Origin of the sequence: Saccharopolyspora sp. ASAGF58 (genome assembly GCF_012277335.1) — a bacterium.
GTDB classification, from domain to species: domain Bacteria; phylum Actinomycetota; class Actinomycetes; order Mycobacteriales; family Pseudonocardiaceae; genus Saccharopolyspora; species Saccharopolyspora hattusasensis.
The window spans coordinates 4,053,204-4,072,677 of the sequence record NZ_CP040605.1; the positions used below are offsets into that span (position 1 = coordinate 4,053,204).

The 19,474-nt window shown below is 67.1% G+C and carries 17 protein-coding genes and 1 tRNA gene; 12 read left to right on the forward strand and 6 right to left on the reverse strand.

What is annotated here, in order from left to right; all coding sequences use genetic code 11:
* The first annotated feature begins 205 nt into the window (after positions 1-205).
* The 5 genes from FDZ84_RS19440 (at position 206) to FDZ84_RS19460 (ending at position 5,520) form a co-directional block, all read left to right on the forward strand.
* Complete coding sequence (locus tag FDZ84_RS19440; protein WP_168590185.1) at positions 206-1,591, forward strand: glycine--tRNA ligase; 1,386 nt, start codon at positions 206-208, stop codon at positions 1,589-1,591.
* 158 nt (positions 1,592-1,749) lie between these two features.
* Positions 1,750-2,406, forward strand: a complete 657-nt coding sequence (locus tag FDZ84_RS19445; RefSeq protein ID WP_210434999.1) for a YdcF family protein — start codon at positions 1,750-1,752, stop codon at positions 2,404-2,406.
* Between the two features lie 68 nt (positions 2,407-2,474).
* Entirely contained in the window at positions 2,475-3,779 is a 1,305-nt protein-coding gene (locus FDZ84_RS19450) for a deoxyguanosinetriphosphate triphosphohydrolase (RefSeq protein ID WP_246868281.1), read from the forward strand.
* A gap of 173 nt (positions 3,780-3,952) precedes the next feature.
* Positions 3,953-4,138: a hypothetical protein gene (locus FDZ84_RS19455; RefSeq protein ID WP_168587075.1), complete on the forward strand. Its 186-nt coding sequence runs from the start codon at positions 3,953-3,955 to the stop codon at positions 4,136-4,138.
* 287 nt (positions 4,139-4,425) lie between these two features.
* Positions 4,426-5,520: a serpin family protein gene (locus FDZ84_RS19460; RefSeq protein WP_168587076.1), complete on the forward strand. Its 1,095-nt coding sequence runs from the start codon at positions 4,426-4,428 to the stop codon at positions 5,518-5,520.
* 268 nt (positions 5,521-5,788) lie between these two features.
* Here the strand turns inward: FDZ84_RS19460 and FDZ84_RS19465 are convergent, their stop codons facing one another.
* Positions 5,789-6,682: a sigma-70 family RNA polymerase sigma factor gene (locus FDZ84_RS19465; RefSeq protein ID WP_168587077.1), complete on the reverse strand. Its 894-nt coding sequence runs from the start codon at positions 6,680-6,682 to the stop codon at positions 5,789-5,791.
* Between the two features lie 68 nt (positions 6,683-6,750).
* On the opposite strand from FDZ84_RS19465, the gene dnaG reads away from it, so the two are divergent.
* The 4 genes from dnaG (at position 6,751) to FDZ84_RS19485 (ending at position 10,188) form a co-directional block, all read left to right on the forward strand.
* Positions 6,751-8,643, forward strand: coding sequence for a DNA primase (dnaG, locus tag FDZ84_RS19470; RefSeq protein ID WP_168587078.1), 1,893 nt, complete (start codon positions 6,751-6,753; stop codon positions 8,641-8,643).
* Positions 8,640-9,179: a hypothetical protein gene (locus tag FDZ84_RS19475; RefSeq protein WP_168587079.1), complete on the forward strand. Its 540-nt coding sequence runs from the start codon at positions 8,640-8,642 to the stop codon at positions 9,177-9,179. Before dnaG ends, FDZ84_RS19475 begins: the two co-directional genes overlap by 4 nt.
* A 66-nt stretch (positions 9,180-9,245) precedes the next feature.
* Positions 9,246-10,004, forward strand: coding sequence for a trans-aconitate 2-methyltransferase (locus FDZ84_RS19480; RefSeq protein WP_168587080.1), 759 nt, complete (start codon positions 9,246-9,248; stop codon positions 10,002-10,004).
* A gap of 111 nt (positions 10,005-10,115) precedes the next feature.
* Positions 10,116-10,188: transfer RNA gene (locus tag FDZ84_RS19485), tRNA-Asn, on the forward strand.
* 645 nt (positions 10,189-10,833) lie between these two features.
* Here FDZ84_RS19485 and FDZ84_RS19490 read toward each other — a convergent pair.
* Complete coding sequence (locus tag FDZ84_RS19490) at positions 10,834-11,265, reverse strand: hypothetical protein (protein ID WP_168587081.1); 432 nt, start codon at positions 11,263-11,265, stop codon at positions 10,834-10,836.
* 157 nt (positions 11,266-11,422) lie between these two features.
* Here FDZ84_RS19490 and FDZ84_RS37845 point away from each other — a divergent pair, with 157 nt between their 5' ends.
* Both FDZ84_RS37845 and FDZ84_RS40750 read left to right on the forward strand, forming a co-directional pair.
* Positions 11,423-12,196, forward strand: coding sequence for a hypothetical protein (locus FDZ84_RS37845; RefSeq protein WP_210435000.1), 774 nt, complete (start codon positions 11,423-11,425; stop codon positions 12,194-12,196).
* Between the two features lie 6 nt (positions 12,197-12,202).
* Positions 12,203-12,544, forward strand: a complete 342-nt coding sequence (locus FDZ84_RS40750; protein ID WP_371812634.1) for a hypothetical protein — start codon at positions 12,203-12,205, stop codon at positions 12,542-12,544.
* Positions 12,545-12,706: 162 nt separating this feature from the next.
* Here FDZ84_RS40750 and FDZ84_RS19500 read toward each other — a convergent pair whose 3' ends face one another.
* From FDZ84_RS19500 to FDZ84_RS19515, 4 genes are read right to left on the reverse strand one after another with little or no spacing between them, the layout of a single operon-like run.
* On the reverse strand, positions 12,707-13,978 hold the full coding sequence (locus tag FDZ84_RS19500) for an NAD(P)/FAD-dependent oxidoreductase (protein ID WP_168587082.1): 1,272 nt from the start codon (positions 13,976-13,978) through the stop codon (positions 12,707-12,709).
* A complete protein-coding gene (locus FDZ84_RS19505) occupies positions 13,944-15,656 on the reverse strand; it encodes a prenyltransferase/squalene oxidase repeat-containing protein (RefSeq protein ID WP_168587083.1) in 1,713 nt (570 codons plus the stop codon). The genes FDZ84_RS19500 and FDZ84_RS19505 overlap by 35 nt, the downstream gene beginning before the upstream one ends.
* Positions 15,653-16,666: a UbiA family prenyltransferase gene (locus tag FDZ84_RS19510; RefSeq protein ID WP_210435001.1), complete on the reverse strand. Its 1,014-nt coding sequence runs from the start codon at positions 16,664-16,666 to the stop codon at positions 15,653-15,655. The genes FDZ84_RS19505 and FDZ84_RS19510 overlap by 4 nt, the downstream gene beginning before the upstream one ends.
* Positions 16,667-17,695, reverse strand: coding sequence for a polyprenyl synthetase family protein (locus FDZ84_RS19515; RefSeq protein WP_168587084.1), 1,029 nt, complete (start codon positions 17,693-17,695; stop codon positions 16,667-16,669). It abuts the gene before it with no gap.
* 372 nt (positions 17,696-18,067) lie between these two features.
* Here FDZ84_RS19515 and FDZ84_RS19520 point away from each other — a divergent pair, with 372 nt between their 5' ends.
* The gene (locus tag FDZ84_RS19520) at positions 18,068-19,288 is read left to right on the forward strand and encodes a cytochrome P450 (protein ID WP_168587085.1); all 1,221 of its coding nucleotides are present in this window, start codon (positions 18,068-18,070) and stop codon (positions 19,286-19,288) included.
* The last annotated feature ends 186 nt before the right edge of the window (positions 19,289-19,474 follow it).

Below are 19,474 nucleotides of genomic sequence, written 5' to 3' on the forward strand. Positions count from 1 at the left end.
TCGCTGAGCGATCGTGCACTGGGAGCCAGGAATCCGCCTCGTGTTCAAGGGAGGGTGAAGGTTCAAATCAAACGCCCGGCCGGTGGCCTCGTGCCACCCGATGGCCAGCCCGGGCGAACGTCACCCGGTCCGGGATCGGTACGCTGGGAAACTCCAGCCCGACCAGCTGGTTCGACGTATATCCAGTGATGATTCCGGAGTGAGCGTGCCCGCCGACCAGATCGACACGATCGTCAATCTCTGCAAGCGCCGTGGTTTCGTCTACCCGTCCGGCGAGATCTATGGCGGTACGCGGTCGGCCTGGGACTACGGACCGCTCGGCGTCGAGCTCAAGGACAACATCAAGCGCCAGTGGTGGAAGTCGATGGTGCAGGGCCGCGACGACGTCGTCGGCCTGGACTCGTCGGTGATCCTGCCCCGCCCGGTCTGGGAGGCTTCCGGGCACGTCACCGCGTTCCACGACCCGCTCGTGGAGTGCACCTCCTGTCACCACCGCTTCCGCGCCGACCAGCTTGCCGAGGAGTACGCCGAGCGCACCGGCAAGGAGATCGCCGAGGACGACCTCTCCGATGTCCCGTGCCCGAACTGCGGAACCCGCGGCCAGTACACCGACCCGCGTGAGTTCAACATGATGCTCAAGACCTTCCTCGGCCCGGTGGAGAGCGAGGAGGGGATGCACTACCTGCGGCCGGAGACCGCGCAGGGCATCTTCGTCAACTTCGCGAACGTGATGACCACCGCGCGTAAGAAGCCGCCGTTCGGCATCGGCCAGATCGGCAAGTCGTTCCGCAACGAGATCACGCCCGGCAACTTCATCTTCCGGACCCGCGAGTTCGAGCAGATGGAGATGGAGTTCTTCGTCGAGCCCGGCGAGGACGAGCAGTGGCACCAGTACTGGATCGACGAGCGCACCCGCTGGTACTCGGACCTGGGCATCGACGCGGAGAACCTGCGCACCTACGAGCACCCCAAGGAAAAGCTCTCGCACTACGCGAAGCGCACCGTCGACATCGAGTACCGGTTCCGGTTCGGCGGTCAGGAGTGGGGTGAGCTGGAAGGCATCGCCAACCGCACGGACTTCGACCTCACCACGCACTCGAACCATTCGGGCGTGGACCTGTCGTACTTCGACCAGGCGAGCAACTCCCGGTACCGGCCGTACGTGATCGAGCCGGCTGCGGGCGTGGGGCGGCCGATGATGGCGTTCCTGATCGACGCCTACCACGAGGACGAGGCGCCGAACGCCAAGGGCGGCGTGGACAAGCGCGTCGTGCTGAAGCTGGACCGCCGGTTGGCGCCGGTGAAGGTGGCGGTGCTGCCGTTGTCGCGCAACGCCGAGCTGTCGCCGAAGGCCCGCGACATCGCCGCGCAGCTGCGCCGCAACTGGAACGTCGACTTCGACGACGCCGGTGCGATCGGTCGCCGCTACCGGCGGCAGGACGAGATCGGCACGCCGTTCTGCGTCACGGTCGACTTCGACTCGCTGTCCGACCTCGCGGTCACCGTCCGCGAGCGCGACACGATGTCGCAGGAGCGGGTGGCGATCGACAAGCTGGAGGAGTACCTGGCGGCCCGCCTGCTCGGCTGCTGAGCTTGGTGCACCGGTCCGGGCCGGCGGCGTCCTCGGACCTTGTCGGCCCGACGTCTGGGAGCGGTTGAGAATGTTGGTGCTACGGACCTGTCGAACCGCCGGTGTGGCCGTACCCGGATCGCCGTCGGCGGTTCCCGAAGATCTGCGAGGATGCCAACGTGAGCCCTCATCGAGCCGCCCATCGGCGCCGACCCGCCGGTAGGCTGCTGGGGCGTGCGGTGGTCGGTGCCCTGCTGGTGGTGCTGCTGGTGATCGGCGGCACCGCGTTCCGCGTGTGGCAGGTGGCCCGCGCCGACGACCGGCGGCCGGTCGACATCGTGATCGTGCTCGGTGCCGCCCAGTACCACGGCAAGCCCTCGGACGTGCTGGCCGCCAGGCTCGACCAGGCCTTGGAGCTCTACCAGGATGGCCTGACCAAGTACATCGTCACGGTCGGCGGCCGGTTGCCCGGTGACGCCTACACCGAGGCGCAGGCCGGCAAGAAGTGGTTGATGGGTAACGGAGTGCCTTCCGGGAAGATCGTGGACGTCGATGTCGGCAGTGACACGCTGGGCAGCCTCCAGGCCGTCGCCGAGCTGTCTCAGCAGCGCGGTTGGACGAGCGCGCTGATCGTGAGCGACCCCTGGCATTCGCTGCGGGCGCGGACGATGGCCAGCGACTTCGGGCTCACGGCGTGGGCGTCCCCGGCCCGGTCCGGGCCCGTGGTGCAGACCCGCGAGGTCCAGTTCAAGTACATCGTCCGGGAAACCGGCGCACTCGTGTACTACCGCTTGACGCACGCCCCGTCCGAGATCTCCGGCGACGGGCTGGGCTGAGGCGCGGCGCGCGACAGGCCCCGCTGCGCTGCGGTGATGTGTCGGGTTCTGGCCGTAATCTGAGCGCGATGAGCTCCGGAGACCCGACGGGCGCGATGCCCGGCTACGACGCGCACGACCTTCGGCGGCTGCTGCCCGAGCTGCCGAAGGTCGCGGTGCCCGTCGGCGCCCGTTCCGACGACCGGAGTCCGTTCGCGCGGGACCGGTCGCGGGTGCTGCATTCGGCGGCGTTGCGCCGGTTGGCGGGGAAGACGCAGGTCGTGGGCCCGGAAGAGGGCGATGTGCCGCGCACCCGGTTGACCCATTCGCTAGAGGTCGCGCAGATCGGGCGGGGCATCGCTGCCGCGTTGGGCGCCGATCCGGATCTGGTGGACACCGCCGGGCTCGCGCACGACATCGGGCACCCGCCGTTCGGGCACAACGGCGAGCGGGCGCTGAACGACCTGGCCGGCGCCTGCGGCGGTTTCGAGGGCAACGCGCAGACCCTGCGCATCCTCACCAGGCTGGAGCCGAAGCTGGCCGAATCGGGTGACGTTGGCCGCGGCCTGAACCTGACCCGTGCTTGTCTGGACGCGGCGACGAAGTACCCGTGGCCGAAGCGCCCGGGCCAGGCCAAGTTCGGGGTCTACCCGGACGACCTGGCGGTGTTCGAGTGGCTGCGCGAAGCCGCGCCATCGGCGCGTCGGTGCCTGGAGGCCCAGATCATGGACTGGTCTGACGACGTGGCCTACTCGGTGCACGACGTCGAGGACGGGGTGCTGTCGGGGCGGATCTCGCTGCGCTCGCTGACCAGCGGCGATGAGCGGGCGGAGATCGTCCGGATGGCGGCCAAGCAATTCTGGGGCGACGGTTCGGGGGACACCGCCGGGCAGCTCGAATACGCGGCGTCGGAGCTGGTGCGGTGGCCGGTGGTGGCCGCGGTGCTGGACTACGACGGCACGTTCCGCGCGCAGGTCGCGCTGAAGCGGCTCACCAGCGAACTAGTCGGGCGGTTCGTGGCCGCGGCGGTGACCGGGACGGCCGACCGCTTCGGGCCCGGGCCGCTGACCAGGTACCGCGCGGAGCTGGTCGTGCCCGAACCGGTGGTGGCCGAGGTCGCGGTGCTCAAGGCCGTCGCGCTGCGGTACGTGATGAGCGATCCGCAGCGGTTGCGGATGCAGGAACGGCAGCGGGCGCTGCTGGCCGAGCTGGTGTGGGCGTTGTCCGAGCGGGCCCCGGATTCGCTGGATCCGGCGATGGCCTCGGCCTGGAGCCGGGCGGGCGACGACGCGGCCCGGCTGCGCGTCGTGCTGGACCAGGTTTCGTCGTTGACCGACGCGCAGGCGATCGGCTGGCATCGAAAGCATGTACGGAATGTGGCGAATCCGATGTGACGTTAATCCGAAAGGGGAGAGTTGATCTGGGATTTGCTTGCAGAATCCTTACCCAGAGTGTTAATCGGCGGGTCCCGACCGCCGACAGCACGGCCCCCGATCCCCGCCCGGCTGTCCGACGCGGAGACAGCCCGCGGCCCGGCCCCGAAGCCCCGTGCCGCAAGGAGACCCCGATGCGCAACCGGCACTACATCCAGAAGCTCGTCGTCGGCGGCGAGCCGTACGTGAACACCGACAACCTGGCCGACTGGGTCCGGGACCTGCGTTGGCAGGACCCGGCGGCCCAGCAAGCGGCCGACTACATCGCCCAGGAGCTCCGCCTGATGGGCCTCTCCGACGTCGAGGAATCCATCCGCTAGGAGCGAGTTTCCAGACTCGTTCCGCGTGGCGGTGCGGGTGGCAACGGCGACTGGGGCTCACGTCGACGACGGTGCTCCAGTCGGCGATTTCGTGCGGTGATGGCCGCTCGCTCCACTTCGGGCGCAACACCATCGTCCTGAGCCGTCGAACCGCTGGCACGGCGCCCCACGCCCTGGTGCTCGGGTGGGCGAGAATCCGCCAGCGCCGGTGCGAGCGGTGTGGGCCGCTCGGCTGGCAGACTCGGGATCAGCCCGAGTCAGCCGACGCGGAACGGAGCCCAGCGGCCGTGAGCGAACACCTCGACTTCAGCCTGTCCCTCCACCGGCGGCTCGCTCCGCCGGTGGACACCCCGTTCTGCTGGTCGCCGTACTCGGTGGCCAGCGCACTCGGCCTGGCCGCGACCGCGACCAGCGGTCAGACCAGGGACGAGCTGGTCTCCGCGCTGCGGGACGACCCAGCCGGACTGCTGAAACTGCTAAGCGGCGCCGCCGAACTCTCCGCCGGTGGAGCCGCCGAGCCGCCCGTGCTGGCGGTGGCGAACACGCTGTGGACGCACGCGGGTCTCCCGGTCGAGCAGTCCTACCTGTCCACGCTGGAGGACTGGCCCGGCAGCGCGGTGCGCAACGCGCCGTTCCGGGCGGCCCCGGAGGATGCCCGGCAGCTGATCAACGCGGACGTCGCGGAGACGACGCGTGAACTGATCCCCGAGCTGCTGCCCGCCGGTTCGGTCGACCCAGAAACGGTCGCGGCCCTGGTCAACGCCCTCTACCTGAAGGTTTCGTGGCGGCAGGCGTTCGACGAGAAAGCCACGGGTCGACGGCCATTCCACGCCCCGGCCGGCGACCGCGAAGTTCAGACCATGCACGCCACCCGCCGCCTCGGCTACGCCGCAGCGGAAGGTTGGCAGGTCGTCAGCCTACCCGCAGCAGGCGGTGTCGAGGCCGTGGTGCTGCTGCCGGACGGCGACCTGGCGACGTCCGAACCGGATCTCGACGCGGCGCGGCTGGGCAGGCTGCTGGCCGCCGTCGGGCAGCAGCGGGTGGAGCTGTTCCTGCCGAAGTTCGACGTCACGGGCGATGCCGAACTGAGCAGCCCGCTCGGCGCGCTCGGGGTGCGTGCGCTGTTCACCCCAGCGGCGGATTTCTCGCCGCTGACAGATCAGCCGCTGCGGGTTTCGATGATCATGCACCAGTCGGTGCTGGAAGTGGACGAGAGCGGCCTCGAAGGCGCGGCGGCGACGGCGATGATGATGCGGCTGACCGCGATCGTCCGGGAGCCGGACCCGATCCGCGTCGAAGTGGACCGACCGTTCCTATTCCTGGTGCGCCACCAGACCACTGGAGCCCTCTACTTCCTGGCCCGAGTGACCGACCCCAGCTGAGCCCGGGGGCCTGCTTAGAACCGCAGGTAGAACTCCGTGAGCGCTTTGGGTGCTGTAGAGGCCGTTGGAGAACCCGTTCTGCCTGGAGATTTCGGTGGCGATCCCAACGGGAGCGCTCTCGTTCCGCCTCGCCAACCGGCGTGAAGCGAACGGCCTGTTCGCCTCGGTAGGACGGCACGAACGGTAGGTTCGCTTCAACCAGCACACCGCAAAACAGCTGCTACCGCCCCCAATAGTGCTCACGGGTTCCTGGGTGTGACCCCGGTTCTCACCAGGGGACGCGGGTGAGCTTGTCCGGGTTGACGATGTCGAAGATCTGCGCCGGGCGGCCGTCGCGCACCGCCATGCTGAACACGCGGGGCGCCGCCTTGCCGTCCTCGGAGCCGCTGAACACGACCCCCAGATCGCCGTTGACCAGCACCGGCCGGATGTTCTCGACCAGCCCGTCGCCGTACTTCGCCATGAGCCCCACGATGAACCGGGCGACCTTGTCGACGCCCACCACCGGACGGCGCGCGGTGCGGGCCTTGCCGTCGCTGTCGCCGTAGACTGCGACCGCCGGGTGCAGCACGCGGGTGATCGCGTTGATGTCCTTCGATGCCACCGCGGTGATGAAGTCCTCCATCGCCCGCTGCTGCTCGGGCAGCGGCACCCGCTCCGGCGGTTCCGCGTCGGCCATCGCCCGCCGCGCCCGTGACGCGTACTGCCGCGCCGCCGCCACGCTGCACCTCAACACCTCGGCGATCTCGGCGAACGGCACGTCGAACGCGTCGTGCAGCACGAACGCCAACCGCTGGTCCGGGGGCAGTTCGTGCAGCACCCGCAGCGCAGCCATCCGCAGGTCGTCGCGGCCCGCGACGATGTCACCCGGATCCTCGTCGAGCGAGGTCACCAGCGGTTCCGGCAGCCACGGACCGACGTACTGCTCGCGTCGGACGGCGGCCGAACGCATCTGGTCCAGGCACAGCCGGCTGACCACGGTGGTCAGCCAGCCGCCCAGCTCGCGGATGCTCTCGCGGTCGGTCGACGCCAGCCGTAGCCAGGCGTCCTGGACTGCGTCCTCGGAGTCGGCGAGGCGGCCGGTGAGCCGGTAGGCGATGCCGATCAACCGGCTGCGGTGCTGGTCGAATTCTGCGGCGAGGGTGGCGTTCGTGGCGGGCACAGCCGCGATTCTGCCGCACTGGCAAACCACCTAGACCGTGACGATCACAATGCCCCTAGACTGGGTGCGTGGCAGGCAGGATCCGGGAAAGCGACATCGCCGAGGTGCGCGATCGCAACCGGATCGACGATCTGGTCGCCGACTACGTCGCCCTGCGCAACGCCGGCGGCGGCGCGCAGAAGGGCCTGTGCCCGTTCCACGACGAAAAGACGCCGTCGTTCAACGTCCGGCCCAGCCACGGCACCTTCCACTGCTTCGGCTGCGGCGAGGGCGGCGACGTCATTGCCTTCCTGATGAAGATCGAGCACCTCAGCTTCGTCGAGTCCGTCGAGCGGCTGGCCGACCGGGTTGGTCTCCAACTGCAGTACGAGGGCGGTACCCCGGGGCCGAAGCGGGACCGCGGCACGCGCGCCCGGATGGTCGAAGCGCACCGCATCGCCGCCGAGTTCTACGCCGAGCAGCTCCGCTCGCCGGAAGCGCTGAAGGCCCGGGAGTATCTGGCAAAGCGCGGTTTCGACGAGGCGGCGGCCGAGCGCTTCGGCTGCGGCTTCGCCCCGGCCGGTTGGGACAAGCTCACCAAGATCCTGCTGATGAAGGGCTTCGAGCTCCACGAGCTGATCAAGTGCGGCCTGTCCAAGGAGGGGCGCCGCGGCCCGATCGACCGGTTCCACCGGCGCCTACTGTGGCCGTTGAAGGACCTCAGCGGCGACGTGGTCGGATTCGGCGCGCGGCGGATCTTCGACGACGACCCGATCGAGGCCAAGTACGTCAACACCTCGGCCACCCCGATCTTCAACAAGTCCCAGGTGCTCTTCGGCATCGACCTGGCCAAGCGGGATATCGCCAAGCGCCGCCAGGCGGTGGTGGTCGAGGGCTACACCGACGTGATGGCGATGCACCTGGCCGGAGTGCCGACGGCGGTGGCCTCCTGCGGCACGGCGTTCGGCGACGACCACATCTCCGTGCTGCGGCGCCTGATGATGGACGACGACGCGTTCCGCGGCGAGGTCATCTTCACCTTCGACGGCGACGAGGCCGGCCAGAAGGCGGCGCTGAAGGCGTTTGACGGTGAGCAGCAGTTCGCCGGCCAGACCTACGTGGCGATCACCCCGGACGGGATGGACCCGTGCGAGCTGCGGGAGGCCAAGGGCGACGCGGCGGTGCGCGACCTGGTCGCCCGCCGCCGGCCGCTGTTCGAGTTCGCCATCCGCAGCCTGCTCACCGAGTACGACCTGGACTCCGTCGACGGCCGGGTCGCGGCGCTGAAGCGCACGGTGCCGTTGGTCGCGCAGATCAAGGACCCGGCCAGCCGGGACGGCTACGCCGCCAAGCTGGCCTGGTGGGCGGGCTGGAACGACGAGAACCAGGTGGTCCGCAGGGTGCGGCAGAGCTCCGGCGCCCCCACCCGTCCGTCGCGACGCCGCCCGCGGCAGGACCAGTCGCAGCAGTCGCTGGGCATGGAGATCGACCTGCCGAAGCGCCCGCCCCGCCACGACCCGCGCTTCCTGCAGCGGGAGGCGTTGAAGGCGGCGCTGCAGGTACCAGCGCTGGCGGGCCCGCTGTACGACTCGCTGCCCGAGGAGTCGTTCACCGAGCCCGCTTACGCCGAGCTACACCGGGCGCTGCTGGCAGCGGGAGGCACCGTGTCCGGCCTGTCCGGTGCGGCGTTCGTGGATGCGGTGTCGCAGCAGTGCGCGAGCCAGGTCGCGCGGCACCTGCTCACCGAGCTCTCAGTGGAGCAGTTGGAGAACCAGTCAGAGGAGGACCCGCGCTACGTCGCGGCCTTGATCGCCCGGTTGCAGGAGCGGCTGGTCAGCAGGCAGATCGCGGACATCAAGTCCAGGGTGCAGCGGATGTCGCCGCTGGAGGACGCTGAGGAGTACAACGCGCTGTTCGGCGACATGGTTGCGTTGGAGGGCTACCGCAAGGCGTTGCTGGACCAGGCGATGGGGACGCTGTGATCGCCTGGCTGCGGCGGTTGGTCGCGCGGCTGGGCGGCACGGCCGAGGTGCCGACGGAGTTCGCCGGCTCGCTGGAGGCCGAGGAGCACGTGCTGGCGGTGGCGAAGACGGCAGGCGGAGCGCTGCTCGCCACGCACCTGGGGTTGTGGCTGCCGGAAGGCCGCCGCGTCGGCTGGCACCTGCTCAGCAAGGCCACCTGGAAGAACGGCGTGCTCACCGTGATCGAGGCCGAGGAAGCCGGTTCGGCGGGCGGCGCGGTGCTGCTGCGCGACCAGCCGGGCCGTCGGCTCGAACTGACCGAGCCGGGGCGGCTGCCCGACGTCGTGCACGAGCGCGTCAACCAGTCCATCCGCTCCCGCCACCACCGGGACCTGCCCGGCGGGGGAGCATGGTTCGTGCAGCGCAAGGTGCCCGGCGAGGACGGGATCATGCTGCAGGTCCGGGCCGACCAGGACGCGGACGAGGCGGCGGTGGCCGAGTTCGCCGCGACCGTCGCCGAGCGCCTGCGGGAGGCGAAAGGCCCGGAGCCGGACTGATTTCCGCTCGACACCGCCGAAGCCCCGGATATACAGTACCAGCGTACTGTTTGCGGAGGTGTGGACGTGTGGGAGCCGCAGAAGTACCTGTCATTCAGTGACCAGCGCGACCGTCCGGCCCACGACCTGCTGGCCAGGGTCGGTGCGACCAGGGCTCGCCGGGTCGTGGATCTCGGCTGCGGGGCGGGAAACCTGACCTCGCTGCTGACCGATCGGTGGCCAGAGGCGGCGGTCGAGGCCACGGACTTGTCGCCGGAAATGGTCGATGCGGCCCAGGTTCGTGGGGTGGCCGCGAGGCAAGAGGACGTCCGGGACTGGAAACCGTTGCCGGACACCGATGTCGTGCTGTGCAACGCGGTCCTGCAATGGGTGCCGGAGCACCTGGAGCTGCTGCAGAGCTGGCTGCCCCAGCTGCCCGCCGGGGCGTGGTTCGCCTTCCAGGTGCCGGGCAACTTCGAATCGCCGTCCTACGTGGCGATCCGGGAACTGGTCGCGGAGTCGCGCTGGCGGGACCGGGTGGGCGAGGTGCTGGGATCCGACGCGGTGCTGTCGCCGATCGGCTACGCGAACGCGCTCGCCGACCTCGGCGCGGAGGTGGACGCCTGGGAGACGACGTACGTCCACGCGCTGAGCGGCGCCGACCCGGTGCTGGAGTGGGTCACGGGCACGGCGCTGCGCCCGGTCCGGGCGGCGCTGGACGACGCGGAATGGGCGGAATTCCGCGCGGAGCTGGCACCTCGCCTGGTGGCGGCGTACCCGCGACGACCCGACGGTACGACCTGGTTCCCGTTCCGCCGCATCTTCGTCGTGGCCCACCGCCGCTGACCAGCGGGTTCATCGTCTGGATCAACAACAGGGGGGTCCGGTGAAGCGGTCTGGGGGCATGGGCTAGAGTGGTTCCTGTCAGCGCGACGAGGGCTGACGAGAACGAAATATTCCTCCGTAGCTCAATTGGCAGAGCATTCGGCTGTTAACCGAAGGGTTACTGGTTCGAGTCCAGTCGGGGGAGCAAAAGCCCAGGTCAACGACCTGGGCTTTTTCTTTATGTGCCCGATTTGTCCCCCGACGGTGCAGAATATCTACGCAGGTCATCGTTTGCATTCGGCTGCCGCTGTGGTGCGGTCAAGCGCGGGCGTCTGTCAGCGTTCGTTGGGATGTCCTGCGGTTGGTATGAGGAATTGTCAATACCTGTGGATCAAGATAGTTTAGGCGGCGGTGGGTGGGGCGTGGTCGTCGGGGCGTTCGACGAGTTTGCCGCCCTCGAAGCGTGCTCCGGCGCGTACCAAGGCGACGAGTTCGGGTGCGTTTGACCGCGCGCCAGCCCCGCCGCGCGTGCCGGAGGAGCAGGTGATCGGCGTGGTCCGCAAGGGCAGCCGCGCGTTGCAGCGGCTGCCAGCCTCCGCGGACGCGTTCGTCTGGCTACGGCTCTACCAGCAGGAGACGCTGGGCTTGGTCCCGAAGGATCAGACAAGCCGTTGTGGTGGACGCTGCGCCGGCCATTCCGGCCGCTGGCCTACGACGCGGCGCGGATGGTGTTCACCAAGGCCAATGCCGCGGTCGGTGCGAACTGGACCTTGCACGATTTACGGCACTCGGCCGCCAAGAGGATGCTCCGGGACCCTCACGTGGTGCCGGTCGCCCGCTGTTCTACGCGTTACTCAAGGAAGCAGGCGTTCTGCCCGCCAAGGCGCCGTCCCGGTTGCGGGAGCTGCGCCTGGACGGTCGCCGCAGCGTCGAGCAGATTGTCGACGCCTACGGGATCGAATCCCGACCGATCCGGGATCTGCTGGTCGAGTACCTCACCGAGCGTTCCCCCGAACTGGACCACACCTCGCTGCGGTCGGTCGCCCGCAACCTCTGCCGGCTGTTCTGGCGTGACCTGGAGATCCACCACCCGGGCATCGACTCGCTGAGGCTTGCCCCCGGAGTCGCGCAGGCGTGGAAGGAGCGGCTGGCCCACATCCGCGACGGTGACGGCAACCCCGTGCGGCCGCGGGTGAACTACCGCTGCGAGCTGGTGTTCGTGCGGGCCTTCTACGAGGACATCGCCCGTTGGGCCGCCGACGATCCGGCCCGGTGGGCTCACTGGGTCACGCCCTGCCCGATCAAGGCCAGCGAAGTGACCCGGAAGAAGACCCAGGCCCGGGTCAAGGCCCGGATGGACCAGCGGACCCGCACTCAGCTGCCGCTGCTGCCCGCCCTGCTGCGGGCCGTCGAAGCGCAGCGCAAGGAGGCAACAGAACGTGTTTCAGGCCGCCCGCGCCACACCTTCCGAAGGCCGGTTCACCGCAGTCGGCCAGCAGTTCCAGCGCTGCCGACAGGGGGACTCCGGCCGCGTCTTCGCCATCGACTTGGCCACTGGTGGCCGACGGGATCTGACCTTCGAGGAGGAGGCCGCGTTCTGGTCCTGGGCAACGGTAAAAGTCTTGCGGCACACCGGGATCCGCATCGAGGAGATGCTGGAACTGACCCACCACAGCTTCGTCGCCTACACGCTGCCCACCACCGGCGAGGTCGTGCCGATGCTCCAGATCGCTCCGTCCAAGACCGACGCCGAGAGGCTCCTCCTTGTCTCGCCAGAGCTCGCGGAGGTCTTGACCGCGATCATCTTCCGGGTCCGCGCCGGCAACGCGGCCCTGCCGCTGGTGTCCGCCTACGACGTGTTCGAGCAGACCTGGAGCCCACCGATGCCCTACCTGTTCCAGCGGCGGTTCGGCACCGAGGACCGCCCGCTGACCCGCAGCTACATCCGCGAGTGCCTCGTCGCCATGTCCCAAGCTGGAAACGGCGGACGGCATGTCCATGGAGAAGATCGGTGCCATCATCGTGGCGATGCGCCACGAGCGCTACCGATTTTCTCCGGTGCGGCGGATCCACATTCCCAAGAAGAATGGGAAGTTGCGTCCGCTGGGGCTGCCGTCATGGTCGGACAAACTGGTCGGGGAGGTGGTGCGCCTGCTGCTGGAGGCCTACTACGAACCTCAGTTCTCTGGCCGCTCGCACGGGTTCCGTCCTAGCCGGGGATGCCACACCGCGCTGTGCGAGGTGGCCAACACCTGGACCGGAACGACCTGGTTCGTCGAGATCATGGTCGAGATCCTGTCGGAGAAGATCCACGACGGACGGTTCCTGCGGCTGATCAAACAGATGCTCCAAGCCGGATATCTGGAAGCAGTATTACGCGCTTGCCATCGACGTCTGGCGGTTCAACCGGCTTCGCAAGCTCGCCAGCCTGGGAGACCCCGGGAACAGGCCAGCCCGCGTGGGCGGCCCTCATGGCACGGAAACGCCGCAAGACCCTCGTCGTCTGCCACCCCTGCCACGAGACCATCCACCACAGCCAGCCAGCCGCCAACACGGCATAGATCACTGGAGAGCCTCGTACATCGAAAGATGTCCGCGGGGTTCGGTGGGAGGTTGCGCGGAAAAGGACCCGACACACCGGCACCTCGCTGCGCAACCCACCCAATTCCTTCACCGTTGGGGCGACGGCTGATCCTGGCCGCGGGTTCGCTGACCTGTTCAACTCAGCCTCTGAGTGAAACGCGGCGCGTCAGGCCGAATGCGGAAAGCAATGCCCACGCGGTGAATTTTTCCGAACCGAAACCGGCCATGTTGTATACGATTCGCTTCTGGAGCCTGACGTTGTCGCGGTTGCTTCGCAACAGTCGCGGTCGTACTGCCTGGGCACCCTTTGACGTGGCGGTGAACAGCATGGCGAGCGTATGACTCAGCCGGGTAACGTAGTCCATGACGGGCCGACGCGCCATCTCGTAACGTCCGGCCATCGCATCGATATCTCGCGCGGCGAAAGAGTCCATCGCGCTCATCTGCTCGGCAAGTGACCACGCATCACCGATGGCGGCATTCATGCCCTGTCCGACCATAGGGTGTACTCCGTGCGCGGCGTCGCCAAGGAGTACCAAGCCGGGGACCGTCCACCTGGACGAGTTGTACCGCGACGCGGACAGAATCTGAATATCGTCGATGCCTGCGCGAATCTGCGCCGCAACCTTGTCCAGCGCGGGGACTTCGCGTAGCAAGCCGGTGACCCAATCACCCCGCTGTTTCCGGTTAAGCTCCCGGAACCGGTTGGTCGGGATCTGCACGTAAAGCCGGGCTCGGTTGCCGGGCATCTGGAACAGCACACGCAATCCGCCGGACGTCAGATACATGGTCATGTCCTCGCCCAGCTCCGGGACCTCCACAAGATCGAAGGCGACCAACTGGTGTCCGTATCGCGTCGTGGGCGTATCGATTCCGGCGGCGGTACGCAACCGGGATCCGTAGCCGTCACAGACTACGGTAAGCGCGGCATGAATATCCGTGGTGCGATCCGCTGTTTGCAGGTGCGCACCGATCACCCGCCGCTCCGTGTCCCGCAGCAGGCCCTTGGCGCGAGTACTTTGCCAGTACTCGACATTCGCGGTGAGCTGACCCCCCACCACCTCTCTGAAGTCCTTGTAGAAATGCAGCAGTCCATAGTTGAACGGCCCGTCCAGCATGGCGAAGTCGAGGTTGACCAGTTCTTCGTCTTCAGCGGTATGGCAGCTCAGGCGGCGGACTCTTCTCGCCCCCCGCAGAGCCAGCGCATCGGTCAGACCCACCGAGTCCAGCAGCTGCACCGACCGTGGCTGGAGAAGTTCACCCTTGTGCACCGCTCGTGGCGCGGACTGCTTGTCCACCAACAACACCTGCCGACCCTGTCGGCCCAGCAAGTGCGCCAGGGTAAGCCCACCCGCCCCCGCGCCGCAGATCAGAACGTCATACATCGGCGTGAGCGGTTTGTCGCCAGTCACGGCTGGTCTCCATCTCCCAGTATCGGCCGAGAGCCTGCAACGCGTACCCGGTCGCGAGCAGGTCGCAGGAGTACATGAGATCGAGGAAGTACACCCCGACGAGCGCCGGATCCCAGAGGCCGTCCGGTCGTTGGCGCTCGGTAAGCCAGACGGCGCCCCGGCGCACACCGGGATGATCGGTCGGTCCCGAGTGGAGGAGGCCAAGCAGAGCCCATGCCGTCTCCTCGGCCGTCGACTCGGCGCCCTGACCGTCACCCCAACCACCGTCGTCATTCTGCGCCGCGAGGAGCCACTGCCTGCAGCGTCGCGCAGTGGTTCCCTCCGCGAGTCCCATCCGGCCAAGAGCTTCCAGTGTCGATCCGGTGCCCGCGACGAGGCCGCGGTACCACGGACAGGTGAATGAACCGTCGGACCGTTGTGCCCTGGCGAACCATCGGAGCGCCGTTGCCACCGGTGCGTCCGAAATGGCGTGACCACCTGCCTCATACAACGCCGTCACGGCGTGCGCGGTCATCGCCGGGCACGGGCCGTCCAGACCGACGGGGCTGTTGGTGCAGAAGCAACTCCACGAACCGTTTCGGTTCTGCATGGCCCGCAGCCAGTCGAGGCCGAGCCGCATCGCCTCGTCCGTCCGAATACGGCCGAAGCGCGCCAGCGAGATCACCGCGTTGGCCGTGTCGTCGGTATCCGGCCAGCCGCAGTGCCGTGACCATCCCCACCCGCCCGGAGGGCAACCGGTTGGCGCGAACTGTGTGTCACGTTGACACATCCGAATCCACTGTTCCGTGGCCCGCAGAGTTTGATCACGGGAGCGGCCTGCCGCCTGCAGGCCGTGCGTGACAAATGACGTCGCGGAGAATTCGAGGTCACGGTTGACCGGCCAGGAGCCATCGGCGCGGACCGTCGTATGGAGATAGTCCCCGCAACGCCGGACGATGTCGGGCCGGATGCCCGCCCGGGCCAGTCCGATGCAGACCAGCGCGACCATGAACGGCGACTCCTGATAGCCGCCGTCGGGACCCTCGAACTCGTGCAAACGATCCAGATACGACAGTGCGCGCGGACTGCTGAATCGGTTGATGGCCCTTCGCAGCGGTCCGGAACGTCGGGTGTGTGCCTGCATCAGCCCCCACGACAGCAGAAATGGCACCGTGAACGAAACCTTCTGCCGTAGCCGCCGCGGCAATAGGATGACCTCTATCGGCAACCGCATGATCCGCTTTTCGTCATACAGCCCAGCGAACGCGAGAAACTGTTGGCACATAACGAAAAGTTTGCAGCGATCACGGTCACTCATGGCCGCCTCGCCACCGAAGGACTCGATGCGGGCCAACCCCCGGCGCACGTGTTCGACCGATTCCTCCGGCTCGAGGAAGTGCAGGGCACCCACCGCATAGGGAGTGACGTTCAACGTGGACGGCGCTCCGACGGCATCTCCCCAGCCACCGTCATCGTTCTGCGTGTCCCGCAGCCACTGCACACCGGCCCGGACGAGGTGAGCCGATCCGACGGGATCGGCCAGATGGAGCGCGATCACGGAGGAGGCGGTCGCGACGGCCGCTGACGGCAGCGTGTCCTGCCAGGACCCATCGTCGCGTTGTCGTGCGAGTAGTCCGTCAACCGCGAGAGTGACGCCGTGCCGTACCCGGTCCGCGACATCATCGGCAACGCCGGTCATGGTCGTGCCACTCCTCCCAGATCAGGTGATACCGCGAGGTCAGACGGCGCGAACTCGTAGCGGCGCCTCATCAGGTGCTGGGCCACCCCTGTCACGGCGACAGCAACCACACCCAACAGCGCGGCCAAAGAGGCTTGTGTACCAAGAAACAGCAGCGCGCACGCGAGGATCACTCGCTCGATGACCAGGATTTCGTGCGCACGCAACGCCACCCGACGGGTGATAGGACGCGGCGCCCGCCGGATCAGCAACAGCGCCAAGGCTCCCAGCACCGCGGCGATACCCAGGAATGCCAGGTAACCCGCCATATAGCCGGACCGGGGTAGCAACAGAGGAGCGCACAACGCGAGACCCAGCCACAGCACATACAAGCTTGCCGCGCAGGCCAGTGAGACCGGGACGCCGTGTCGTACGGGCAGCGTCTGATAGCCGCCTGCCCTGTCTCCGTCCACGTCGCGCAGTGCACCGACGAGGTTCGAGCCGCTGTCGTGAAGCCAGAACATCGCCGCGAGCGGGATCATCGTCAATGGCGGATAGTTCGATGTCGCCATTACGCCGAAGAAGAACGCGAAGGCGGTTAGGCAACCGCGCACGAGATTACCTGACAACCCACGTGCCTTGAACCAGCTGTTATACGAGACCCCGACAGCCAGCGCCACTGCCACTAGAAAGATTGTACGCCAGTTCAACAGCAAGCCGAGCGTGCTTCCTGTCGCGACGCAGAGTATCATGCAGAGCAAAGCGGTCCGCGCTCGCATCCGACCGGATGGGATGGGCCGGTGCGGTTTGGCGATCGCGTCGAGTTTCCGATCGAAATAGTCTCCTCCATACAGGCCCGCCAGCCAGCCGAGAGTGGGCACGGCCCAGGCACCGGCCAAGCGCCATCCGGTCGAATGACCGGGGCTCAAAGCGGCGCCGGCAAGGCTGACCAGGCCCACATAGGTCGACGTGTACGGCCGCCAGGTCTCGAGGTGGGCGAGCAGTGCGCGTCTCGCCTTCCACATCGGCATTCAAGCCGCCCGGTTGATCACATAGTCGGCGAAGAGGCCCAACCGGTCCCGGCTGGCCGTGGCGGGCAGCGCGGACAGCGCTTCCTTGGCCAATCCAATATGTTGTGACGCGATATCGCGAGAGGTTTCCAGAGCACCGGTTCGGGTGAGGACGCCGATGGCCTCGTCAAGAGCCTTCGCGGGATCTCCTTCACCGGAGAAAACTCGATCGAGCACGCTCCGGTCGGCCGCGTTTCCGTTCCGGTAAGCCAGGAGTACCGGGAGTGTGAGCCGCCGGTTGCGTATGTCGCTGGTCACCTCCTTGCCGATGACATTGGTGTCACTCACGTATGCGAACAGGTCATCGATGATCTGGAAGGCGATCCCCAGATGTATGCCGTAGACTCCGAGTTTTTCGGTCCATTCCTCGGACCCGCCACCCAGAACCGCGCCGCATTGGCAGGCACTCTTGAACAATGCCGCGGACTTCAGTTCGACCATGTGTAGATAACGGTCGATTTCGTGGCTCCTTTTCTCGGTGATCTCCGCCTCGATCGTCTGACCCCGACAAAGATCTATGCCCGCTGTCGCCGCAATTTCCAGCGCGGCCACGACACGCTCGGCGCTGGCGCCGGACCGATGGCTCTCGGTGAGACAGAGAAAAAGGTGGAAAATTAGCGAGTCACCAACTACTATCGCGTTCCCGGTCCCGAACTTGTGATGCGTCGAAGGCCGGCCCCTCCGCCATTTGTCGGAGTCGATGATGTCGTCGTGAACAAGACTGGCTGTGTGACCATATTCGGTCCCGATCGCGACTGGCAGAACCTGTTCGATTTCGCCGCCCACGGCCAACGCGGATACCACGACCAGCGCCGGGCGTAAGAGTTTTCCCGGCGGGACCAGCGCATATCGGCACATGCTGTCAAGGCTGTCGACGTCGCCGCGCCAACGCCGTTCGAGTTCGCTACGAATCGGCTCGACGAGCGTAGCGAAGTGCTCGACCACTGTCGAGTCCGGCCGGGTGCCGTCCGTAGAATCCGTCTTCAACAAGCTCGTTCACCATAACCTGGCTCGGCGGACTGGGGTCGAATCAACGTTATCGAGACATCGAAGTCGTGGGCATGACCAAGTTACCCTGTCGGACAGCTTATGTTCTAGCGCAATCACGAAACCTGCGCAATCCCTCCGGGCCGACTCGCTCACCGTTTGCTCCTTAGGGTGGCCGCACTACACGAAAATCCTGGGTCGACCAAATACTCCGATCAGTCGTTGCCTCGATCTCCGAATCGCAATAGGGTGCGGTCCGTCGATCGATATGCTGCGGCCCCGGGACAGGCGCGAGGCCCGGCGAGACAGCGGTGTTTCAGGCCCAAGGAGTTGCACCATCATGGTCTCCAGGACCTATCAGAGGACGAAACTTTCATGACCGAGGTTCTCCCACCGACGACTTACCCGTTCGAGCGGCCGGATCGGCTCAGCCTGGACGCGGGACTCCGTGACTGCCGTTCCCGTCCCGGTCTGGTGCGGGTCCAGTTGCCGCACGGCCGTCCGGCATGGCTGGCCACTCGCTATGAGGACGTCAAACTCGTCCTGGGTGACAACCGTTTCAGCCGCGCTCTCGCGGTGGCGGCCGGCGACGACGAGCCGCGCATGTTCCCCAGGGTCAACCTGCCCACCGCGATCGCCGCGATGGATCCACCGGACCACACCCGGCTGCGGCGGGTGATCATTCCTGCCTTTACCGCGCGGAAAGTCAGTGCCTTGGCAGGCAAGGTAAAGACCAATGCGGACACGTTGCTGGACAAGATGGCAGACGTGGGTCCTCCGGCCGACCTGGTCGAGGATTATGCCGTTCCCCTGACAATCACGATGCTCTGCGACCTCCTCGGGATCCCCAGCGCCGACCAGACCGACTTCCGGGGCTGGGTGACCACGCTGCTGTCCAACGCCGCGACCCGGTTGCCCGTCGAACAGGTCATGGAGGCCCGAACGCGGATGGTGGACTATCTGTCCGGGCTGATCACGCAGCGTCGGCAGGAAGAGGCCCACGACCTGTTGAGTGCGATGGTGCACGCCCGGGACGAGCAGGATCGGCTCACCGAGCCGGAACTGCTCATGCTCGGCATTACGGTGCTTGCCGCCGGCTACGACAGCCTGGCAAGTCAGCTGGTCAACATCTTCTACCTGTTGCTCACCGAACCGGACCTGCAACGCCAACTACGCGCGTCGCCCGAGGAAATCCCGCAGGCGATCGAGGAGTTCTTGCGCTTCATCCCGCTCGGGTGGGCGGGCGGGACACTGGCCCGGGTCGCACGTCAGGACGTCGAAGTGGGCGGATTTCTGGTGCGGGCGGGCGAGACCGTGGTCGCGGACCTGCAGTCGGCGAACCGGGACGAGGCCCAGTACCCCGATCCCGATACGGTGGATTTCTCCAGGACCGAGTCCTCGTCCCACCTTGCCTTCGGGCATGGTGTGCACCACTGCGTCGGAGCTCAGTTGGCCAGAACCGAAATACGGGTCGCCGCCGAAACCATTTTGTCTCGGTTCTCGGAGCTGCGGATCGCGGTCCCGGTCGATGAATTGGTGTGGAAGACAGGCTTGTTACGTGGGTGCGAAAACCTTCCCGTCGAGTGGAGTGAGTAAGTCATGACCATTGACTCGAGCGAAATCGCGGGTGTCGAAACGAAGCGGTGCCCGTACCCGTTTCCGGCGAACGACCTTGACCGACTGGCATCGACCTATGCCGGTCTTCGTGCGAACGAACCGATCTCGGTGGTCACGCTGCCCAGCGGAGACACCGCGTATCTCGTGACCCGCTACGCCGACGCC

What these genes read in the sequence shown, in the direction of transcription:
- FDZ84_RS19450 (WP_246868281.1), top strand. Translation starts at nt 2,475, where the DNA reads ATGAGCTCCGGAGACCCGACGGGCGCGATGCCCGGCTACGACGCGCAC.
- FDZ84_RS19455 (WP_168587075.1), top strand. Translation starts at nt 3,953, where the DNA reads ATGCGCAACCGGCACTACATCCAGAAGCTCGTCGTCGGCGGCGAGCCG.
- FDZ84_RS40750 (WP_371812634.1), top strand. Translation starts at nt 12,203, where the DNA reads ATGCCACACCGCGCTGTGCGAGGTGGCCAACACCTGGACCGGAACGAC.
- FDZ84_RS19505 (WP_168587083.1), bottom strand. Translation starts at nt 15,656, where the DNA reads ATGACCGGCGTTGCCGATGATGTCGCGGACCGGGTACGGCACGGCGTC.
- FDZ84_RS19510 (WP_210435001.1), bottom strand. Translation starts at nt 16,666, where the DNA reads ATGCCGATGTGGAAGGCGAGACGCGCACTGCTCGCCCACCTCGAGACC.
- FDZ84_RS19520 (WP_168587085.1), top strand. Translation starts at nt 18,068, where the DNA reads ATGACCGAGGTTCTCCCACCGACGACTTACCCGTTCGAGCGGCCGGAT.